General features: G+C 66.1%; 19 protein-coding genes. 17 read left to right on the forward strand and 2 right to left on the reverse strand.

All coding sequences use genetic code 11. The features are described 5' to 3' along the window. Positions 1-4 precede the first annotated feature (4 nt). From Q8L25_RS18305 to Q8L25_RS18325, 5 genes are read left to right on the forward strand one after another with little or no spacing between them, the layout of a single operon-like run. Positions 5-760 carry an enoyl-CoA hydratase/isomerase family protein gene (locus Q8L25_RS18305; RefSeq protein ID WP_308920727.1) on the forward strand — a complete coding sequence of 252 codons (756 nt, stop codon included), beginning with the start codon at positions 5-7 and terminating at the stop codon, positions 758-760. Positions 761-794: 34 nt separating this feature from the next. Then, positions 795-2282 carry an aldehyde dehydrogenase family protein gene (locus Q8L25_RS18310; protein ID WP_308920728.1) on the forward strand — a complete coding sequence of 496 codons (1488 nt, stop codon included), beginning with the start codon at positions 795-797 and terminating at the stop codon, positions 2280-2282. Between the two features lie 10 nt (positions 2283-2292). Then, positions 2293-3918: a GMC family oxidoreductase N-terminal domain-containing protein gene (locus tag Q8L25_RS18315; protein ID WP_308920729.1), complete on the forward strand. Its 1626-nt coding sequence runs from the start codon at positions 2293-2295 to the stop codon at positions 3916-3918. Beyond that, positions 3915-5000, forward strand: a complete 1086-nt coding sequence (locus tag Q8L25_RS18320; protein WP_308920730.1) for an alcohol dehydrogenase catalytic domain-containing protein — start codon at positions 3915-3917, stop codon at positions 4998-5000. The genes Q8L25_RS18315 and Q8L25_RS18320 overlap by 4 nt, the downstream gene beginning before the upstream one ends. Continuing rightward, complete coding sequence (locus tag Q8L25_RS18325; RefSeq protein ID WP_308920731.1) at positions 4997-5257, forward strand: aldo/keto reductase; 261 nt, start codon at positions 4997-4999, stop codon at positions 5255-5257. Before Q8L25_RS18320 ends, Q8L25_RS18325 begins: the two co-directional genes overlap by 4 nt. On the opposite strand, the gene Q8L25_RS18330 is transcribed toward Q8L25_RS18325, so the two are convergent. Next, on the reverse strand, positions 5226-6437 hold the full coding sequence (locus Q8L25_RS18330) for an ISL3 family transposase (RefSeq protein ID WP_308920732.1): 1212 nt from the start codon (positions 6435-6437) through the stop codon (positions 5226-5228). The genes Q8L25_RS18325 and Q8L25_RS18330 overlap by 32 nt on opposite strands. Before the next feature lie 149 nt (positions 6438-6586). On the opposite strand from Q8L25_RS18330, the gene Q8L25_RS18335 reads away from it, so the two are divergent. The 9 genes from Q8L25_RS18335 (at position 6587) to Q8L25_RS18375 (ending at position 15493) form a co-directional block, all read left to right on the forward strand. Beyond that, entirely contained in the window at positions 6587-7156 is a 570-nt protein-coding gene (locus Q8L25_RS18335) for an aldo/keto reductase (protein ID WP_374694180.1), read from the forward strand. 25 nt (positions 7157-7181) lie between these two features. Then, the gene (locus tag Q8L25_RS18340; RefSeq protein WP_308920734.1) at positions 7182-8198 is read left to right on the forward strand and encodes an aldo/keto reductase; all 1017 of its coding nucleotides are present in this window, start codon (positions 7182-7184) and stop codon (positions 8196-8198) included. A 180-nt stretch (positions 8199-8378) separates the two neighbouring features. Then, positions 8379-9497, forward strand: coding sequence for a sugar ABC transporter substrate-binding protein (locus tag Q8L25_RS18345; protein ID WP_308920735.1), 1119 nt, complete (start codon positions 8379-8381; stop codon positions 9495-9497). Between the two features lie 92 nt (positions 9498-9589). Continuing rightward, positions 9590-10561, forward strand: a complete 972-nt coding sequence (locus tag Q8L25_RS18350; RefSeq protein ID WP_308920736.1) for an ABC transporter permease — start codon at positions 9590-9592, stop codon at positions 10559-10561. Between the two features lie 5 nt (positions 10562-10566). Next, positions 10567-12069 (forward strand): sugar ABC transporter ATP-binding protein, encoded by a 1503-nt coding sequence (locus tag Q8L25_RS18355; RefSeq protein ID WP_308920737.1) that lies wholly within the window; start codon positions 10567-10569, stop codon positions 12067-12069. Between the two features lie 37 nt (positions 12070-12106). Further along, complete coding sequence (locus Q8L25_RS18360; RefSeq protein WP_308920738.1) at positions 12107-13048, forward strand: ABC transporter permease; 942 nt, start codon at positions 12107-12109, stop codon at positions 13046-13048. 29 nt (positions 13049-13077) lie between these two features. Next, positions 13078-13836 carry an electron transfer flavoprotein subunit beta/FixA family protein gene (locus tag Q8L25_RS18365; protein ID WP_308920739.1) on the forward strand — a complete coding sequence of 253 codons (759 nt, stop codon included), beginning with the start codon at positions 13078-13080 and terminating at the stop codon, positions 13834-13836. Next, complete coding sequence (locus Q8L25_RS18370) at positions 13836-14768, forward strand: FAD-binding protein (RefSeq protein WP_308920740.1); 933 nt, start codon at positions 13836-13838, stop codon at positions 14766-14768. The genes Q8L25_RS18365 and Q8L25_RS18370 overlap by 1 nt, the downstream gene beginning before the upstream one ends. Before the next feature lie 80 nt (positions 14769-14848). Further along, entirely contained in the window at positions 14849-15493 is a 645-nt protein-coding gene (locus Q8L25_RS18375; RefSeq protein WP_308920741.1) for a TetR/AcrR family transcriptional regulator, read from the forward strand. Here the strand turns inward: Q8L25_RS18375 and Q8L25_RS18380 are convergent. After that, positions 15490-16524 carry a LacI family DNA-binding transcriptional regulator gene (locus Q8L25_RS18380; protein ID WP_308920742.1) on the reverse strand — a complete coding sequence of 345 codons (1035 nt, stop codon included), beginning with the start codon at positions 16522-16524 and terminating at the stop codon, positions 15490-15492. The genes Q8L25_RS18375 and Q8L25_RS18380 overlap by 4 nt on opposite strands. Before the next feature lie 120 nt (positions 16525-16644). Between Q8L25_RS18380 and Q8L25_RS18385 the strand changes: the two genes are divergently transcribed. Genes Q8L25_RS18385 through Q8L25_RS18395 form a run of 3 tightly spaced genes read left to right on the forward strand, consistent with a single transcriptional unit; the run spans position 16645 to position 20058 of the window. Continuing rightward, positions 16645-17661 carry a Gfo/Idh/MocA family oxidoreductase gene (locus tag Q8L25_RS18385; RefSeq protein ID WP_308920743.1) on the forward strand — a complete coding sequence of 339 codons (1017 nt, stop codon included), beginning with the start codon at positions 16645-16647 and terminating at the stop codon, positions 17659-17661. Positions 17662-17708: 47 nt separating this feature from the next. Then, positions 17709-19283 carry an acyl CoA:acetate/3-ketoacid CoA transferase gene (locus Q8L25_RS18390; protein WP_374694181.1) on the forward strand — a complete coding sequence of 525 codons (1575 nt, stop codon included), beginning with the start codon at positions 17709-17711 and terminating at the stop codon, positions 19281-19283. After that, positions 19276-20058 (forward strand): enoyl-CoA hydratase/isomerase family protein, encoded by a 783-nt coding sequence (locus Q8L25_RS18395; protein ID WP_308920744.1) that lies wholly within the window; start codon positions 19276-19278, stop codon positions 20056-20058. Before Q8L25_RS18390 ends, Q8L25_RS18395 begins: the two co-directional genes overlap by 8 nt. The last annotated feature ends 1 nt before the right edge of the window (position 20059 follow it).

The following is a 20059-nucleotide window of genomic DNA, read 5'->3' on the forward strand; positions in this document are numbered from 1 at the left end:
GGCCATGGGTACCGTGCATGCGCGGCGCGACGGCGCGCTGCTGACGCTGACCCTGGACCATCCGGGCAAGGCCAATGCGCTGGACTTCGCCATGCTGCGCGAGTTCGAGCGCCAGCTCGGCATCGTCGAGCAGGACCCCGGCGTGCGCGTGGTGCTGTTGCGCGGCACGCCAGGCGGCACCTTTTCCTCGGGCGCCGACGTGCGCGACTGGGGGCCGCTGCCGCCGCGGCAGTTCGCGCACGACTGGATCGATTTCGGCAACCGCCTGTTCGACCGTTTCGAACGCCTGCGCTGCCCCACGGTGGCGGCCATCGAGGGTGTGTGTTTCGGCGGCGGCCTGGAACTGGCCCTGTGCGCCGACCTGCGGGTGGCCAGCAGCGGCGCCACCTTCCGCTTTCCGGAGGTGGGCATAGGCGCGATTCCCGGCTGGCAGGGCGGCGTGCGTCTGGCGCGGCTGGCGGGACGGGGCAGGGCGCTGGAAGCGGTGCTGAGCCTGTGCACCCTCGATGCCGCGCGCGCCGAGCGCTGGGGCCTGCTCAACGCCGTCTGGGACGGCGCCGCGTTCGAGCAGGAACTGGCCGCGCTGGCCGCGCGCCTGGCGGCGGTGTCGCCGCATGCGGCGGCGCTGGCCAAGGAAGCGATTTTGTGGAGCGCCGAGCCGGGCGAATTCCATGCGGCCCCCGGCGCCGAGATCAAGGGCAGCATTGATGCCGCCATCGGCCTGCAAGCTTTCCGCGACAAATGCAAGCCTGTATTCTAGTCAAAAAAAATAGTCAATAACAAGGAGCGAGACCATGAACAAACGAAGCCTGCCCACCGAGCCACGCCGGTTCCAGATGTATATCGACGGCCAGCCGGTCGATGCCGCCAGCGGCGAGACCATTACCCGCCACAGCCCCGCCCACGGCGTGCCCGTGGCCACCTGGCCGCGCGCCGGCAAGGACGACACCGAACGCGCGATCGCCGCCGCGCGCCGCGCTTTTGATCACGGCCCGTGGGCCGGCATGAGCGCCGCCGAACGGGCCAAGGTGCTGTTCAAGGCGGCCGACCTGATCGAAGCACAGGCCGAAGAACTGGGCCTGGTCGAATCGCTGGAAACGGGTAAACCGATCCTGCAGGCCATCGGCGAAATCCACGGCGCCGTCGACGTGTGGCGCTTTGCCGCGGGCGCGGCGCGCACCATGGCCGGCCAGGCCTACGACAATCTGGGCGAGCGCATCCTGGCGATGGTGCTGCGCCAGCCGCTGGGCGTGGTGGGTGTCATCACGCCGTGGAATTTCCCCTTCTTCATTCTCTCCGAGCGCCTGCCCTTTATTCTCGCCGCCGGCTGCACGACCGTGATCAAGCCGGCCGAAGCGACCAGCGGCACCACCGTCATGCTGGCCACGCTGCTGGAACAGGCGGGCCTGCCGGCCGGCGTGGTCAATGTGGTGACGGGGCGCGGCAGCGTGGCCGGCCAGGCCATCCTCGACAGCGAGCTGGTCGACATGGTGTCGTTTACCGGCTCGACCGCCACCGGTCAGAAGGCGATCGCCGCCTCGGCCGGCAATATCAAGAAGCTGGGGCTGGAACTGGGTGGCAAGAATCCGCACATCGTGTTCGCCAACGCCAACCTCGATGACGCGGCCGACGGCGTCGCCTTCGGCATGGCCTTCAATGCGGGCCAGTGCTGCGTGGGCGGCAGCCGCCTGCTGGTCGAGCGCAGCGTTGCCGCCGCGTTCACGGCAAAGCTGGCGGCCAAGATCGCCCGCATCCGCATCGGCGACCCGCTCGACGAATCCACCCAGGTGGGCGCCATGTTCGACGAAGGCCATATGCACAGCGTACTGGCGTATATCGAGCAGGGCGTGAAGGCGGGCGCCACGGTGGTCTGCGGCGGCGGCCGCCTGGAAACCGAACGTGGCTATTTCGTGCAGCCGACCGTGCTGGCTGACGTGCCCAAGGGCACGCCGCTGCTGCGCGAAGAGATCTTCGGCCCGGTGCTGGCGGTCGTGCCCTTCGATACCTATGAAGAGGCGATCGCGCTGGCCAACGACAGCGAATTCGGCCTGTCGGCCTCGATCTGGACGCATGACCTGAACCAGGCGCTGCGCGCCTCGCGCGAGATCCAGGCCGGCCGCGTCTGGGTCAATACCACGCTCGACAACGGCCCGGAAACGCCGCTGGGCGGCATGAAGCAGTCGGGCCAGGGCCGCGAGGCCGGCCTGGCCGGCATCGAGGAGTACACGGAAGTCAAAACCGTGCATATCAACCTGCAGCCGCGCCAGCACTGGATATCCTGAGGGGAGCGCCATGGACTACGACTACATCATCGCCGGCGGCGGTTCGGCCGGCTGCGCGCTGGCCGCGCGCCTGTCCGAATCGCCCGAGGTGCGCGTGCTGCTGCTTGAAGCGGGCAAGGCCGACAGCAATCCCTATATCCACCTGCCGGTGGGCTTCTACAAGATGACGGGCGGCCCGCTGACCTGGGGCCTCACCACGGTGCCGCAAAAGCATGCGCTGAACCGCGAGATTGCCTACACCCAGGCGCGCGTGCTGGGCGGCGGCAGTTCCATCAACGCCCAGGTCTACACGCGCGGCTGCGCCCAGGACTATGACTCCTGGGCCCTGGACCATGGCTGCACCGGCTGGAGCGGCGCCGAGGTGCTGCCGTATTTCGTGCGGGCCGAGGACAACGACAGCCTGGCCGGCCCGCGCCACGGCATCGGCGGCCCGCAGGGCGTCAGCACGCCCACGCCGCAGCCGATCACGCGCGCCTTCGTGCAGGCCTGCCAGCAGGTCGGCATGCCGTTCAACCCCGATTTCAACGGCGAAAAGCAGGACGGCGCCGGTGCCTACCAGACCATCACGCGCGGTGCGCGGCGCTGTTCGGCGGTGGTGGGCTATCTGCGCCCGGCCATGCAGCGGCCCAACCTGACCGTGCGCACCGGTGTGCTGATCGAACGCATCCTGGTCGAGCGCCAGCGCGCCGTCGGCGTGGAAATCATCGAGCACGGCAAGCGCGTGCAGCTTCGCGCCGGCGCCGAAGTGCTGCTGACGGCGGGCGCCATCGGCTCGCCCAAGCTGATGCTGTTGTCCGGCATGGGGCCGGCCGACGAGCTGCGCGCCCTGGGCATACCGGTGGTGGCCGACCTGCCCGAAGTGGGCCGCAACCTGCACGACCATTTCGGCATCGACGTGGTGTATGAACTCAATGGCCCGCACAGCCTGGACAAATACAACAAGGCGCACTGGATGCTGTGGGCCGGCCTGGAATACCTGCTGTTCAAGAAGGGGCCGGTGGCCTCGACCATCGTCGAGGGCGGCGCCTTCTGGTATGCCGACCGCCAGGCCGCCACGCCGGACCTGCAGTTCCACTTCCTGGTCGGCGCCGGCGTCGAGGCGGGCGTGCCGAAGATCGCTTCCGGTTCGGGCGTGACCATGAATTCCTATACCTTGCGGCCGAAAGCGCGCGGTTCCGTCACCCTGCGTTCGGCCAGCGCGCGCGACTCGGCGCTGGTCGATCCGAATTTCCTCGGCCATGAATACGACCTGAAGACGTCGATCGAGGGCGTGCGCCTGAGCCGCGAGATCTTCGCCCAGTCGGCGCTGGGAAAATACGTGAAAAAAGAGCATTTTCCGGGCGGCGCCGTCAGCAGCCACGCGCAGCTGGAACAGTATGCGCGCCAGTATGGCCGCACCTCGTATCACCCGGTGGGCACCTGCCGCATGGGCGGCGACCCGGGTTCGGTGGTCGACCCCGAACTGCGCGTGCGCGGCATCGCCGGCCTGCGCATCTGCGACAGTTCCGTCATGCCGGCGCTGGTCAGCTCGAACACCAATGCGCCATCGATCATGATCGCCGAAAAGGCGGCCGACATGATACGCGCGGCGCGCCTGGGCGCCGGCCTTGACACCCGTGTGAAGGAGGCGGCATGAGCATGGCGCACGCTAGCCCCACCATCATCCCCGCCACCATGCGCGCCGCCGTGCTGGTCGCGCCGGGCCAGTTCGAGGTGCGCCAGGTACCGGTGCCGCAGCTGGGGCCCGCCGACGTGCTGGTCAGGGTCACGCGCTGCGGCCTGTGCGGCACCGACATGCATATCTACCACGGCACTTACTCGGCCGACCGCCTGCCCCTGATCCCCGGCCACGAGTTTTCGGGCCATATCGCGGCCCTCGGCGGTGAGGTCACAGGCCTGGCGCTGGGCCAGGGCGTGACGGCCGATATCAACGTCGGTTGCGGCGCCTGCTTTTATTGCCGCAAGAACGAGATCATGAATTGCCCGGCCATGGTGCAGATCGGCATCCATGTTGATGGCGGCCTGGCCGAGTATGTGCGCGTGCCGGCCAGCCATATCGTGCCGGTGGCCGACAGCACGCCGATCGAACTGGCGGCGCTGACCGAACCCGTGTCATGCATCGTGCGGGCCGTGAAGCGCAGCCGGCTGCGGCTGGGCGAGTCGGTGCTGATCCTGGGCGCCGGGCCGATCGGCAACCTGCACCTGCAGGTGGCGCGCCAGGCGGGCGCCGCCCCCATCATCGTCTCGGACCCGAATCCCGAACGCGCGGCATGGGCCAGGACCAGCGGCGCCGATTACGTCGTCAGCGATCCGGCCATGCTGGCCGGCGTGGTGGCGCAGGCCACGCAGGGCAGGGGCGCCGACCTGGTGATCGAATCGGTGGGCCTGACGGCGCTGTATGAACAGGCCTTCGACCTGGTGCGCCCCGGTGGCCGGGTGCTGGCCTTCGGGCTGTCCGCACCGGACGCGCATGCGCATTACCTGCCGTTCAAGGTGGTGCTCAAGGAGCTGGGGCTGCAGGGCAGCGTGGCCGGCATGGGCGACGACATGCACGAGGCGATGACCCTGATCGCCCATGACCGGCTGGCGCTGGACGCCTTTGTGGCCACCGTGTATCCGCTCGACCGCATCGGCGAGGCGATGGAGGCCTTTATCGGCGACAAGCGCATCAACAAGATCCAGATCGCCATCGGCGATGTTCCCGAGGAGACCGCATGAGCATTTATTTTCAGCCGGGGCTGGAACGCAGCTTCGGCACGTATCCGCTGCGGGGCGAGGAACTGGCGTCGGCCGTGCGCGCGGCGCTGGCCACCGGCTACCGCGCCTTCGACACGGCGCAAGGCTATGGCAACGAGGCCGACCTGGGACTGGCCCTGCAGGACTGCGGCGTGCCGCGCGAGCAGCTGTGCATCACCTCCAAGGTCGCCCTGGAAAATTTTGGGTTCATCGCACTTTACCGGGGAACGCATCCTTGATTTTCAGAAAGAAGTAGGATGCGTCCCGAAATCCGTAAGCCATGCGCTTGATGACCTTGATGCGGTTGTTGACGCCTTCCAGGATCGATGAGCTCATTGGATAAATGGCCGAAGCCAGGATGCCGCGCCGGTACTTGGCCAGGCGCTTGGCAAACTGGATCACCGGTGCGATCTGGCTTTGCAAGGCGAGTTTGAACCATGATTTCCATCGTCGAGCACCTTCCCAAACCGATGGTGCGTACCAGATCTCCTTCAGCTCGGTCTTGAGCAGATAGACGGTAGCCAAGGGCTGGTTGGCAGCCAACAGTTCCTCCAGCTTGACGGCCTGTTCAGCTTTCAGGTTGTCTCGGTTGCGCAGCAAAAGCCAGCGGCTACGCTTGATGACCTGGCGGGCCTTTGGTTCGGCACGTAAGGTATTGGCTTGGTCGACGCGAACCCGGTCGACCACTTCGCGGCCAAAGCGCGCCACTACGTGAAACAAGTCGTAGACGACTTCCGCGTTCGGGCATTGCTGGCGAACTTCGAGGTCCATGGCCGTGTTCATGTCCATGGCGACGGCTTCAATCCGCTGACAGCCTTGCTCTCCCAGCAGCTCGAAGAACGGCCGGATCGCCTCTCGGCTGTTACCTTCACCAACCCACAGCACCCGCATGCGCTCGGCATCAAGGGCGACAGTGGCATACCGGTGCCCCTTGTGCAGGGCGAATTCGTCCATGACCAGGCGCCGTACGCCCTCTGCCGAGAAGTCACCATGCAGGTACTTCAAGCGCTGATGATCGATGTCCTTGATGGTATGCCAGTGCAGCCCGGTCAACCGGGCTATATGGGCAATGGGAAGCAGCTGCGCCAGCGCCTCGACCCACAGGCGTACGCGATGCGTGATGCGTGCGCGCCGGTCGAGCCAGGCAATGTGTTCAGCAACTCGTGCGTTGCAATGATGGCAGTCCAGCCGCCGCACCGGTACATCGAGCCAGACGCGCCTGTCGAGAATGTCGCGATCGCGCACTTTGCGCCTTCGGCGCTCATGCACCAGGGCGCAGGGCTGTCGGCATGCTCCGCATAGGGCCTCGCTTGCCGGGCAGGTATCAAGAGCGATTAACAAGGAGCCGTCTTCTTGTTCGTGGACGGATTCGACAATATGACCTTCCCAAAATGGGCTGGACGACATAGCATTGAGCATGGCGGTGGTTTGATAGACTGATTTGTTTGGCGACTATCAATCTACCAACATCAGGCCACCGCCGCCACCTCCCGCTCAGATCGTCAACCCCGTCTTCCCCCATTCCCCGCGAAGAACCAAATTTTGCGCCCGAACGCTTTGTTGCGTCGGTGCGCGAAAGCCTGGACAAGCTGAAACTGGCGCGCCTGGACGTGCTGCTGCTGCACTGGGCGCCTGTCGACGGCGATATCGCCCCCTCGCTGGCGCTGCTGGAACAGGCGGCGGACCTGGGGCTGGCCACGCATATCGGCGTGAGCAACTACACGGCCGCCATGATGCGCCAGGCGGCGCGGCTGGTGCGCCGGCCGCTGGTCACCAACCAGGTCGAGTTTCACCCGCTGCTCGACCAGGGCAAGCTGCTGGCGGCGGCCGGCGAAACCGGCATTCCCCTGTCGTCCTACTGTTCCGTGGCGCGCGGCGAGGTGTTCAAGTATCCGCTGTTCGCCGAGATCGGCGCGGCCGTCGGCAAGTCGGCGGCGCAGGTGGCGCTGCGCTGGATACTGCAAAAGGGCGTGGCGATCAACACCATGTCGACCAAGCCGGAAAATATCGCCGCCAACTTCGATATCATGGATTTCACGCTGTCGAGCGTGGACATGGCGCGCATCGACGCGCTGGGCGCCACCGACTACCGCGTCGTGACCAGTGCAAGAGTGCCATACGCACCATGCTGGGATTGATTTCACACCAAGGAGGAGACCAAACATGCAGCCCACCGAACAACGCCAGATCGGCCAGACCGGCCTGGAAGTGACCGCCTTTGCCTTCGGCACCGCGCCGATCGGCAATATCTTCGAACCCGTCAGCGAGGCCGTGGCCAGCGAGATGATGGCCACCGCCTGGGACGCGGGCGTGCGCTTTTTCGACACGGCGCCCATGTACGGCCACGGCCTGGCCGAGCTGCGCACAGGCCATAACCTGCGCGCAAAGAATCGCGACGATTTCGTGCTGGCCTCGAAGGTGGGCAGGGTGCTCACGCCGGCGCCGCGCGCCAGCATCGACTTCGGCCCCTGGGTCGACGCCGCGCCGTTTCGCAGCCGCTTCGACTACAGCTACGACGGCACCATGCGCGCCTTCGAGGATTCCCTGCAGCGCCTGGCGCTCGAGCGCATGGATATCTGCTTTATCCACGATATCGATGTGTATACCCAGGGTGCGGACCAGCCGCGCGTGTTCGAGGAAGCGATGGACGGCTGCTGGCGCGCGCTGGACCAGCTGCGTTCGGAAGGCCTGGTGAAAGCCATCGGCGTGGGCGTGAACGAGTGGGAGGTCTGTCACGAAGCGCTCAAGCGCCACGATTTCGACTGCTTTCTGCTGGCCGGGCGCTACACGCTGCTGGAACAGGCGGCGCTCGACGAATTTCTGCCCCTGTGCCAGCAGCGCGGCGCCACAGTGGTGGTGGGCGGCGGCTTCAATTCCGGCATCCTGGCCACCGGCGCGAAGCCGGGCGCCAAGTATAACTACGCACCGGCGCCGCCCGCCATCCTCGAACGGGTGGCGCGCATCGAGCAGGTCTGCCGCGAATTTAACGTGCCGCTGCCGGCGGCTGCGCTGCAGTTCGTCGTTGCCCATCCGGCGGTCGCGTCCTTTACGGCCGGCACCCGCACGGTGCAGCAGCTGCGGCAGAATCTGGAATGGTTTTCCACGCCGATACCGGCCGCGTTCTGGGAGGCCTTGCAGCGCCAGGGCTTATTGCGCGAGGATGCGCCGGTTCCCGCCTAAGCACGCGTAATCGAACGCTTTATCGGCACGGAATCGTCAGATTCCGATTGCAATCGCCGAATTTCAGGTTTATAGTAACTATCTAGGGAGTTACTTAAATGCTTCCGGATCGACCCCACCCCAGCCAGTTTGAAAATAACCTCCCCGCCACGACGGGGACACCACCAAACGGAGACAAAATTGGAAAAAGACACGTCCTTCATCAAGACCTTTATCGAACAGGAAACCGTCAGCCGCCGCAACTTCCTGCTGGCCGGCGCGGCCGGGATTGCCGGCCTGTCCGCCATGGGCATGGGCCTGCCCGCGATGGCAGCACCAGGCCAGCGCCTGCCGCTGGCCTGGAGCTACCGCGACCGCAGCAATCCGTACTGGAACGAGCTGGTGTCGGGCGGCGAAGCGTTTGTCGAAAGCCAGGGCTGGAAAAAATCCGACCTGGTCCATTTGATCAACAACGGCAGCAGCGAAAAGTCGCTGGCCGACATCAAGTCCTTCCTGGCCAAGACGGGCGGCAAATGCGCCATCGCCTGCGATCCGAACGACGCGCCCAATGCGCGCCCGGTGGTCGAATCGGTGGTCAAGGCGGGCGCTTTCGTGTCCACCATCTGGAACAAGACGGACGATCTGCACCCCTGGGATTTCGGCGACAACTGGGTCTCGCACATGACCTGGTCCGACGTCGAGCCGGCCGAAAAGACGGCCCGCATCCTGCTCACCGCCATGGGCGGCAAAGGCGCCATCGTCGGCATCGGCGGCATTCCCGCCAACGGCCCGGCGGTGGAACGGCGCAAGGGCCTGATGAACGCGCTCAAGGATTTCCCGAACGTCAAGCTGCTCGACTACCAGCCGGCCGACTGGAGCACGCAGAAAGCCAATGAAGTGATGCAGGGCTTCCTGACCCGCTTCGGCGAGCAGATCACGGGCGTCTTCAGCGCCAACGACTCGATGGCCTACGGCATCCTCGAAGCGCTGCGCGCCGAAGGGCGCAAGCTGCCGGTGGTGGCCTATGACGGCAACGCCCAGGCGGTTGACCTGGTGATGAAGGGCGAACTGTTGGCCACCTGCTTTACCAATCCGCCGTGGGCGGGCGGCATCTCGGTGGCGCTGGCCTACCACGCGGCCATCGGCACCTTCAAGCCGTCGAAAGAGCCCAAGGCGCACCGCGAGTTCTACGGCCCCACCATCCTGATCACGCAAAAAGACGCCCAGGCGTTCAAGAAGAAATACTTGTCGGGCAGCATACCCAAATACGACTGGAAAGACTTCTGGGGCCCGACCACCGGGCCGATCCGCGCCGCCTGATTCCACCGGCCCGCGGCACGAGGCGCGCCAGGACTGCATCCTGGCGCCCCGCTGCGGGCGCACGTCCCTGCATTGTGATTGAAGGCTTTACCATGACATCCTCCGCAACACCGTACGACCTCGCCTGGCAATGGGCGCCCGCCATCGTGCTGGCCGCGCTGCTGGCCTTTTTCACGGCGGTCAATCCGAATTTCCTCAGCGTGGCGAATCTGGCCCGCATGTCGATTTCCGCCACGCCCGCGCTGCTGGTGGCGCTGGGCGTGACCTTCATCATCATCATGGGTTCGATCGACCTGTCGATGGAAGGCGTGGTGTCGACCACGGCCGTCGTCTTCGGCTGGCTGTTCCTGGCGCTGGGCGGCCACCTGGCCGAAGGCTGGGCCTGGGTCGCGCTGCCGGCCGCCATCGCCGCCGGCGCCGTGTTCGGCTATATCAATGGCCTGATCCATATCCGCCTGTCGATACCGTCTTTCATGTCCAGCCTGGCGATGGGCTTTGTCGGCACCGGCATCGCCATCCTGATGACGGGCGGCGAGCAGATCCGCGTCGAGGACGACGTCTTCCGCGCCTTGCTGCTCAAGCGCTGGTGGAACTTTCCGCTGATGGCCTATGTGGGCGTGGCCGCCGTGCTGCTGGCCTGGTTTATCCAGCGCAAGACGGTCCTGGGCCGCAATTTCTATGCGGTGGGCGGCGGCGAACACCTGGCCCATGCGTCCGGACTGAACGTGTACCGGGTGCGCCTGCTGGGCTTCATGCTGGCCGGCATGTTTTACGCGGCGGCCGCCTTGCTGGCCACGGCCAGGCTCGGCATGGCCGAAGCCAATACGGGCTCGAACTATATGTTCGTGTCGATAACCTCGGTGGTGGTGGGCGGCACCACCTTGCTCGGCGGTAGCGGCGGCGTATGGAACACGGTGGCCGGCGTGCTGATCGTCAATGTGATCAGCAACGGCATGGTGGTGGCCGGCCTGCCGCGCTATCTGCAGGACGGTGTGCTGGGCCTGCTGGTGATTATCGCGGTGGTGCTGTCGACCGACCGTAAATCGATTTCTTTCGTGAAGTGACCGCCATGCTCGAATTTCGCAAAGTAGAAAAGAACTTCCCCAATGTGCGCGCCCTGAAGGGTGTCGATTTCAAGGTGGGCAACGGCGAGATCATCGGCCTGGTCGGCGAAAACGGCGCCGGCAAGTCGACCCTGATGAAGGTGCTGTATGGCAGCTACCAGCACGACGGCGGCGAGATCCTGATCGACGGCAAGCCGACCCGCTTCGCCAGCCCCCGCGCCGCCATGCAGGCCGGCATCGGCATGGTGTTCCAGGAACAGTCGCTGCTGCCCAACCTGAGCGTGATGGAAAATATCTTCCTCGGCTTCGAACAGCAGTTCTCGTCGTTTGGCGTGATCAACTGGAAAAAGATGGCGGCCGCCGCCCGCCTGCAGCTGAACAAGGTGCACCTCGATATCGACCCGAAGACCATCACCTCGCGCCTGTCGTTCGCCCAGCGCCAGATGGTGGAACTGGCCAAGGTGCTGACCCTGGAAGAGCGGGTCGACGGCCAGCTGGTGATCCTGCTCGACGAGCCGACCTCGGTGCTGTCGAAAGAGGAGACGCAGCTGCTGTTCAAGCTGATCCGCGAACTGCGCTCGCGCGCCGCGTTCATCTTCGTGTCGCACCGGCTCGACGAGGTGATCGAGATTTCGGACCGCATCTATGTGATGAAGGACGGCGAGGTGGTCAGCGTGGTCGACAGCGCGCAGGCGCAGGTCGAGCAGATCCAGCAGCAGATGGTGGGGCGCGAGATCAGCGTCGAATACTACCGCGAAGACAAGCAGCTGCCGCCTGGCGCCGAGGTGCTGGTCGAGCTGGACGGCTTGTGCCGCAAGGGCCACTACCACGACATCAGCCTGCGCCTGCACCGCGGCGAGGTGCTCAGCCTGGTGGGCGTGGAGGGCAGCGGCGGCGAAGCCATCCTGCGCACCCTGTTCGGCCTGGAGCAGCCGACCTCCGGCAGCCTGCGCCTCAAGGGGCAAGCCGTCAAGGGGCAGAGCGCGGCCAGGGCGGTGGCCGGCGGCATGGGTTATATCCCGCGCGAACGCAAGATCGAGGGCATCGTCGACGGCATGTCGGTGTGCGAAAACATGACCTTGTCGCAGCTGGGCAATTACAGCCGGGCAGGGGTGCTGCGCATGGCGGCCGAAAAGACCACCGCCGCGCAGTGGATGGCGCGACTGGCGATCAAGGCGCCGTCGGTGCACGCCAATGCGGGCAAGCTTTCGGGCGGCAACCAGCAGAAAGTGGTGATCGCCAAATGGCGCAGCGGCGGCTCGGACATCATCCTGCTCGACCACCCCACGCGCGGCGTCGATATCGGCGCCAAGGAGGGCATCTACGAGGTGATACGCGAAATGTGTGCGGACGGTTGCGGCGTGCTGCTGATGGCCGACACGCTGGAAGAGGCGATCGGCCTGTCGCACACCATCGTGGTGCTCAAGGACCAGCGCATCCGCCACCGCTTCGACTGCGTGCCGGGCGCCAAGCCGACGCCGTTCGACCTGGTGCACCACATGACCTGAGCCCTGCTCACTCCACTCCTGATACTGCGAGACCAAGATGAAGATAGAAAAACTGCGCGCCCACTTTCCGTGGCTGACGCTGGTGGTGCTGGCGCTGCTGGTCAGCCTGGCCCACCCCGAGTTCCTGCAGCCGGCCAACCTGCTGCAGATGGCCTCCGACGTTGCCGCCCTGTTCGTGATGGCGCTGGGGATCACGCTGGTGATCTATATCGGCGGCATCGACCTGTCGTCGCAATCGCTGGCCAATATGGCCACCGTGCTGGCCACCGTCGCGCTGCCGCTGGGCGGACCGTGGACGTCCCTGCTGGTGCTGCTGGCCGGCGCGCTGCTGGGCGGCGCTTCCGGCGTCGCCTCGACCAAGCTGAAGGTGCCGTCGTTTATCGCCACCCTGGCGCTGGGCGGCATCGCCCTGTCGCTGGGCGCGTATGTCTCGAAACAGCAGTCGGTGTCGATGGACGCCGAGCTGCGCACGCAGGGCTATGGCTGGATCTATGGCGCCACCCTGGCCATTCCGCACGAAGTGCTGATCGCGCTGGCCTTGCTGGCGGTGCTGCTGTTCCTGGAGCGTCGCACCACCTTTGGCCGCGTATTGAAGGCGATCGGCTGCGGCGAACTGGCGGCGCTGGCCTCGGGCATCCGCGTCGACCGCTACAAGATCGCCGCCTACGCCATTTCCGGCGCGCTGGCGGCGGCGGCCGGCCTGATCTTTGCCGCCCGCCTGGCCGGCGGCGGGCCGAACGTGGCCGAAGGCTTTCTGCTGCCGGCGATTGTCGCCGTGCTGGTGGGCGGCACCTCGCTGTCGGGCGGCGTCGGCGGCGTCCTGAACACCTTTGTCGGCACCCTGATCGTGGCGGTGATCCGCACCGGCATGGTCTACCTGGAAGTGCCGGCGCAGTCGCAGCAGTTCGTGTTCGGCCTGATGCTGATCGTCGCCATCGCGCTGACCATCGACCGCAGCAAGCTGCATATGGTCAAGTAACTCACTCAATTTCTCACGATGGAGCAACAATGAAGATACTCGTCCCCGTCAAGCGGGTAGTGGACTACAACGTCAAGGTGCGCGTCAAGATGGACGGCAGCGGCGTCGAGCTGGCCAATGTCAAGATGAGCATGAACCCCTTCGATGAAATCGCCGTCGAGCAGGCGGTGCGCCTGAAGGAAGCGGGCCTCGCCACCGAAATCGTCGCCGTGTCGTGCGGCGTGGCGGCCTGCCAGGACGTGCTGCGCAATGCGCTGGCGATCGGCGCCGACCGCGCCATCCTGGTCCACAGCGACGCCGAACTGCAGCCATTGGCCGTCGCCAGGCTGCTCAAAGCCGTCTGCGATCGTGAAACGCCGCAGCTGGTCCTGTGCGGCAAGCAGGCGGTCGACGACGACGCCAACCAGGTGGGGCAGATGCTGGCCGCGCTGGCCGGCTGGCCGCAGGCGACGTTCGCGTCCGCCATCACGCTGGACGGCAATGAAGCCACCGTCACGCGCGAAGTGGACGGCGGCCTGGAAACCCTGCAAGTGACCTTGCCGGCCGTGATCAGCGCCGACCTGCGCCTGAACGAGCCGCGCTACGTGACGCTGCCGAACATCATGAAGGCCAAGAAAAAGCCGCTGGCCACCGTCACGCCGGCCGAACTGGGCGTCGCTGCGGCCGCGCTTGAACCGCGCTACAGCATCGTGCGCGTCAGCGAACCGGCGCCGCGCGCCGCCGGCGTCAAGGTGGCCGATGTGGCCGAACTGATCTCGAAACTGACACTGGAAGCGAAGGTAATCTGATGACCACACTTGTTATTGCCGAACACGATCAACAACGCCTGCATGGCGCCACCCTCAATACCGTCGCCGCGGCGCTGCGGCTGGGTGGCGAGGTCCACGTGCTGGTGGCCGGCAGCGATTGCGCGGCGGTGGCCGCCCAGGCGGCGCGGCTGCAGGGCGTGACAAAAGTGCTGCTGGCCGACGCGCCCCATTATGCCGCGCAGACGGCGGAAAACCTGGCCGCGCTGGTGGTGGCCCATGCAGCGCCCTACAGCCATATCCTGGCGCCGGCCAGCACCTATGGCAAGAATGCCTTGCCGCGCGTGGCCGCGCTGCTGGACGTGGCGCAGATTTCCGAGATCAGCGCCATCGTGTCGCCCGATACCTTCGTGCGCCCCATCTATGCGGGCAATGTGCTGGCCACCGTCACCAGCATTGACGCCGTCAAGGTGGCAACCGTACGCACCACGGTCTTCGATCCTGTCGCCGAGGGTGGCGGCGATGCGGCGATCGAGGCGCTGGCGCCGGCCGCCGACACGGGCTTGTCGCGCCTGGTGTCGCGCGCCCTGGCCAGCTCGGAGCGGCCCGAGCTGGGCGCGGCGAAGATCATCGTCTCGGGCGGGCGCGGCCTGGGCAGCGGCGAGAACTATGCGCGCCTGCTCGAACCGCTGGCCGACAAGCTGGGCGCCGCCCTGGGCGCCTCGCGCGCGGCCGTCGACGCCGGTTACGTGCCGAACGACTACCAGATCGGCCAGACGGGCAGGGTGGTGGCGCCGCAGGTGTACATCGCGGTGGGCATCTCGGGCGCGATCCAGCACCTGGCCGGCATGAAGGACGCGAAAGTCATCGTCGCCATCAACAGCGATGCGGACGCGCCCATCTTCCAGGCGGCCGACTATGGCCTGGTGGCGGACCTGTTCGAGGCCGTGCCGGAACTGAGCAAGGCGCTCTAGCGGCGCGCCAGTTTTCGACATCGGACGGCTATAATGCGGGCAAGAAGATGCTGGACAATCAGCCAAGGAACAGGGCAATCATGGGAACAAAAATGGTATTTCGGGCGCGTAACGCCGATGCGACGCGCGACAGCATTTTGCAGGCGGCGCGCGCGGAGTTCGCCGCCTCCGGCCTCGGTGGCGCGCGCGTGGACGATATCGCGGAACGCTCGGGTTCGAACAAGCGCATGATCTACCATTATTTCGGCGGCAAGGATGACCTGTTCGCCGAAGTGATCGCGGCCGAATACGAAAAGATCCGCTCGCGCGAGATGGCGCTGAACCTGGAGGCGCTGCCGCCGATGGAGGCGATGAGCAAGCTGGTCGAGTTCACCTGGAATTACTATATCGAGAACCCGGAGTTCATCACCCTGGTCAACAGCGCCAACCTGCACAAGGGCCGCCACCTGGACGGCAAGAGCGGCCTGCGCGAAATGCAGGACAGCTATGTCGCCCTGGTCACCCGCATCCTCGACCGGGGCGTGGCGCTCAAGGTGTTCCGCGCCGGGGTCGACCCGGTGCAGCTGTGCATCACCCTGGCCGCCATTTCGTATTACTACCTGACCAACCAGTACACTGGCGAACACCTGTTCGGCTTCAATTTCACGCAGGACGCGGCCCTGAAGGCGCGCCTGCAATTCAATATCGACACGGTGCAGCGCATGCTGGCGGCGGCCGGCGGCTAGTCCTTGGCGATTTTCCTGGCGCCGATGCTCGATTCGCGCACGATCAGCCGCGGCGCCTCGAAATGCTGCACCGGCGGCGCCGCCGGCGTGGGGTTGCGCAGGCGTTCGAGCAGGGTCAGGCTGGCGATCGTGCCCAGCTTTTCGGCGCCGGCCGACAGTGTCGTCAGCGGCGGGTTGGTGTGTTCGGCGGCCACGATATTGTCGCAGCCGACCACCGCCAGCGCCTTGCCCGCGCGCTTGCCCATGGTGTCGAGCTGGTGCAGCACGCCGATCGCCACCTGGTCGTTATAGCAGACCACGGCGGTAGGGCGGGGCTTCATGTCGAAGAGGGCGCGCACGGCTTCGCGCCCGCCCTGCGGCGACAGTTCGACGTCGATCAGCCAGGCGTCGCTGACGGGCAGGCCGTGCTTGGCCATCGCCGCCTGGTAGCCGCCGATGCGCTGGGTCGCCACCGTGTAGCCCTTGCGGTTGCCGACAAAGGCGATGCGCGTGTGGCCCTGGGCGATCAGGTGTTCGGTGGCCAGCAGGAAGCCGTGATGGTTGTCGACGCCGACGGTGTCGACCTCGGCGTCCATCGGCCGCATCACCAGCACCAGCGGAATGCCCCAGGCCGCGATTTCGCCGGCCAGGGTGCCGGAGGTGCCCAGCGCGGGCGACATGATCAGACCGGCCACATTCTGTTCGCGCATCGACTGCAGCACCCGCGTCTGCGTCCCGGCGCTTTCGGCCGTGTGCGCCATCAGGGTGGTGTAGCCGGCCTCCATCAGCACGCGCTCGATGGCCACCAGCAGCTCCACAAAAAAGGGGTTGGTCAGGTCGTTGATGACCATGCCGATGGTGGTGCTGCGCCGGCCGCGCAGCATGGCCGCGCCCTGGTTGTAGACATAGCCGAGCTGCTGCGCCGCCGCACGCACCTTGGCGGCCGTATCGGGCTTGATGCGCGGGCTTTCCTGCAGCACCAGCGAGACGGTGGACTTCGATACGCCGGCCGCCTGGGCGATGTCCTGGATGGTGGGGGCGGATTTTTTCATGTTGCTATGCACAATTGGAACGTTCCAAAAAGGTTTGACATTGGCAGTATAAGGCACTACAGTTCAATCCAGCAGAAACACCATAACAAAAAATTGGAACGTTCCAATAAGGAGACTTTCATGCAGATACCAGTACATTGGGCGCTTGTGGGCGCCAGCACCATCGCCGACCAGTTCATGATCGCCGCCATCCGCGCCCAGGGCGGCGTGATCGCCGTGGTGGTCAGCGGCGACGCGCAACGCGCCAGCGATTTTGCGCAGAAAAACGCCATCGCACGCCATGCCACCGATCTGGACGCGGTGCTGGCTGATCCCGCCATCGACGCCGTCTATATCAGCAGCACCAATGAAAAGCATTTGCCGCAGGCACTGGCCGCCGCCCGCGCCGGCAAGCACGTGCTGTGCGAAAAACCGCTGGCGCTGAGCGCCGACGATGCGCAGCAGATGATAGCCGTCTGCGCCGAACAGGGCGTGGTGCTGGGCACCAACCACCACCTGCGCTGCGCCGCCACCCACCGCGCGCTGCGCGAGCAGCTGCGTGCCGGCGGCATCGGCAAGCCCTTGTTCGCACGCGTGTTCCACGCCGTCTCGCTGCCGCCGCAACTGCGCGGCTGGCGCGTGGAACAGCCCGAGGCGGGCGGCGGCGTGATCCTCGATATCTCGGTGCACGACGTCGACACCTTGCGCTATATCCTCGACGATGAGCCGGTGGAAGTGAGCGCCATGACGGCCGCCGGCAGCATGGGTTCGGCCGGCCTGGCCGACGGCGTGATGTCCATCATCCGTTTCCGCCAGGGCGTGCTGGCGCAGCTGCACGATGCCTTTACGGTGCCGTTCGCGCCGACCGGCCTGGAACTGCACGGCACGCAAGGTTCGCTGTTTGCGCGCGACGTGATGACGCAGCGCCCGGTCGGCGAGATCGTGCTGCGCAGCGCCGATGGCGAACGCGTGATCGAGGTCGAACACGCCAGCCTGTACGACTACGCCGTGCAGCGCTTCCATGCAGCCATCGCCGGCGAGGGCACGCCTGCCGCCACCGGCCAGGACGGCTACCGCTCGCTGCTGGCGGCCCTCGCGCTGGCGCAGTCGGCGCAGTCGGGCGCGCATGTCACGGTCGACAGCCGCTTCGGCAAATAAACACCCTCTAAAAAACCAGGAGAAACACCGTGGTAGCAAGTAAAGTCATGACAATGGCGGACGCCGCACGCCTGATCAAAGACGGCGACGTCGTCACGGTCAGCTCGTCGAGCGGCCTGGGATGCCCCGATGCGCTGCTGGCCGCCATCGGCGCGCGCTACGACGAAGAGCAGCATCCGCGTGGGCTGACCATGCTGCACCCGATCGCCGCCGGCGACATGTATGGCATCAAGGGTATCGACCACCTGGCCAGGCCCGGCCTGATCGATACCATCATCGCCGGCTCGTTCCCGAGTGGCCCGTCCAGTCTGCCGATGCCGGCCATCTGGCGCCTGATCGAAGACAACCAGGTGCGCGCCTTCAACCTGCCCAGCGGCGTGCTGTTCGACATGCACCGCGAAGTGGCGGCCAAGCGCCCGGGCGTGCTGACCAAGGTCGGCCTCGACACCTTCGTCGATCCGGAGCGCCAGGGCGGCGCCATGAATGCGCGCGCCGCGGCCGATCCCGTGATCTCGAAAGTGATGTTCGGCGGCGAGGAATGGCTGCACTACCAAAATGTGGTGCCGCAGGTGGCCATCGTGCGCGCCACCACCGCCGACGAAAAAGGCAACCTGTCGTTCGAGCATGAAGGCGCCTTGCTGGGCGGGCGCGACCAGGCGCTGGCGGCCCGCAACAACGGTGGCATCGTGATCGCCCAGGTCAAGCGCGTGGTCAAGGCCGGCTCCCTGCCGACCCAGTCCGTGCATATACCGTGCAACCTGGTCGATGTGATCGTGGTCGACCCGCAGCAGCAGCAAACCACGCAGATCGCCTACGACCCGGAAATCAGCGGCGAAATCAAGCTGCCCGACAGCGCCTTTGCTTACGCCGAATGGCATGCCGACAAGATCATCGCGCGCCGCGCCGCCATGGAAGTGGCGCACGGCGACGCCGTCAACCTGGGCTTCGGCATTTCCGCCAACGTGCCGCGCATTTTGCTGGAAGAAGGCTATCGCGACGACGTGACCTGGGTGATCGAGCAGGGCGCCGTCGGCGGCGTGCCGCTGCTGGGCTTTGCCTTCGGCTGCGCCGGCAATGCCGACGCCATCATGCCGTCGCCGTCGCAGTTCGTGTATTTCCAGGGCGGCGGTTTCGACGTCTCGCTGCTGTCGTTTTTGCAGATCGACCGGCACGGCCATGTGAATGTCTCGCGCCTGCCCAGCAAACCCTATCTGACGGCCGGCTGCGGCGGCTTTGTCGACATCACCACGCATGCGCGGCGCCTGGTCTTCAGCGGCTACTTCACGGCCGGCGCGCAGCTGGCGGTGGGCGACGGCAAGCTGTCCATCCTCAGGGAAGGCAAGCAGAAGCTGATCGCCGAGGTCGACCACGTTACCTTCAGCGGCCGCATGGGACGCGAGCGGGGCCAGGAAGTGCTGTATGTGACGGAGCGCTGCGTGATGCGCCTGACCCACAGCGGACTGGAACTGACGGAAATTGCGCCCGGCATTGACCTGCAGCGCGACATTCTCGACCAGGCAGGCTTCGCGCTGGCGGTCTCGCCAGACTTGAAACTGATGGACGCGGCCATCTTTACCGATGCGCCATTTGCACTGCAACTGAAGGAGGCCCGCCATGGCTGAAGCAGACCTGATCCGGATTGAAACGCGCGGCGAGATTGCCATCGTCACCCTGGACCGGCCGGCCAAACTCAATGCACTGACGCCGGCCATGCTGGACCAGCTGGAAGCGGCGGCCGATGCGCTGGAAGCCGACAGCGGCTTGCGCGCGGTGGTGCTGACCGGCGCCGGCGAACGGGCGTTTTGCGTGGGCGCCGATATCAATGAATGGGCGGCGCTGGCGCCGCTGGACATGTGGCGCCGCTGGGTCGCGCGCGGCCACCGCGTGTTCGACCGCTGGGCCGGATTGCGCCTGCCGGTGGTGGCCGCCATCAATGGCCCGGCCATGGGCGGCGGCCTGGAGCTGGCCGCCGTGGCCGATATCCGCGTCGCCGATCCTGGCGCCACCTTTGCGCTGCCCGAGGCCAGCATCGCCACCTGCCCGGGATGGTCCGGCACGCAGCGCCTGGTGTCGCTGATCGGCCCGGCCCACGTCAAGGCGATGGCGCTGACGGCGCGCCGCATCGATGCGCAGCGCGCGCTGGCGATCGGCCTGGTCGACGAGATTGCTGACGCAGGGCAGTCGCTGGCGGCGGCGATTGCGGTGGCGCGGCAGATCGCCACCTTGGCGCCGGTCTCGGTGCAGCTTGCCAAGCAGTTGATCAACGCCGCCGCCGGCCACGGCGCCGGCGCCACCCTGGAAGCGATGGCCGGCGCGCTGTCGGCCACCACCAGCGACGCCCAAGAGGGCATGGCCAGTTTTCGCGAACGCCGCAAGGCACACTACAAGGGACAATAAG

The organism is Janthinobacterium sp. J1-1 (assembly GCF_030944405.1).
Classification (GTDB): domain Bacteria; phylum Pseudomonadota; class Gammaproteobacteria; order Burkholderiales; family Burkholderiaceae_D; genus Janthinobacterium.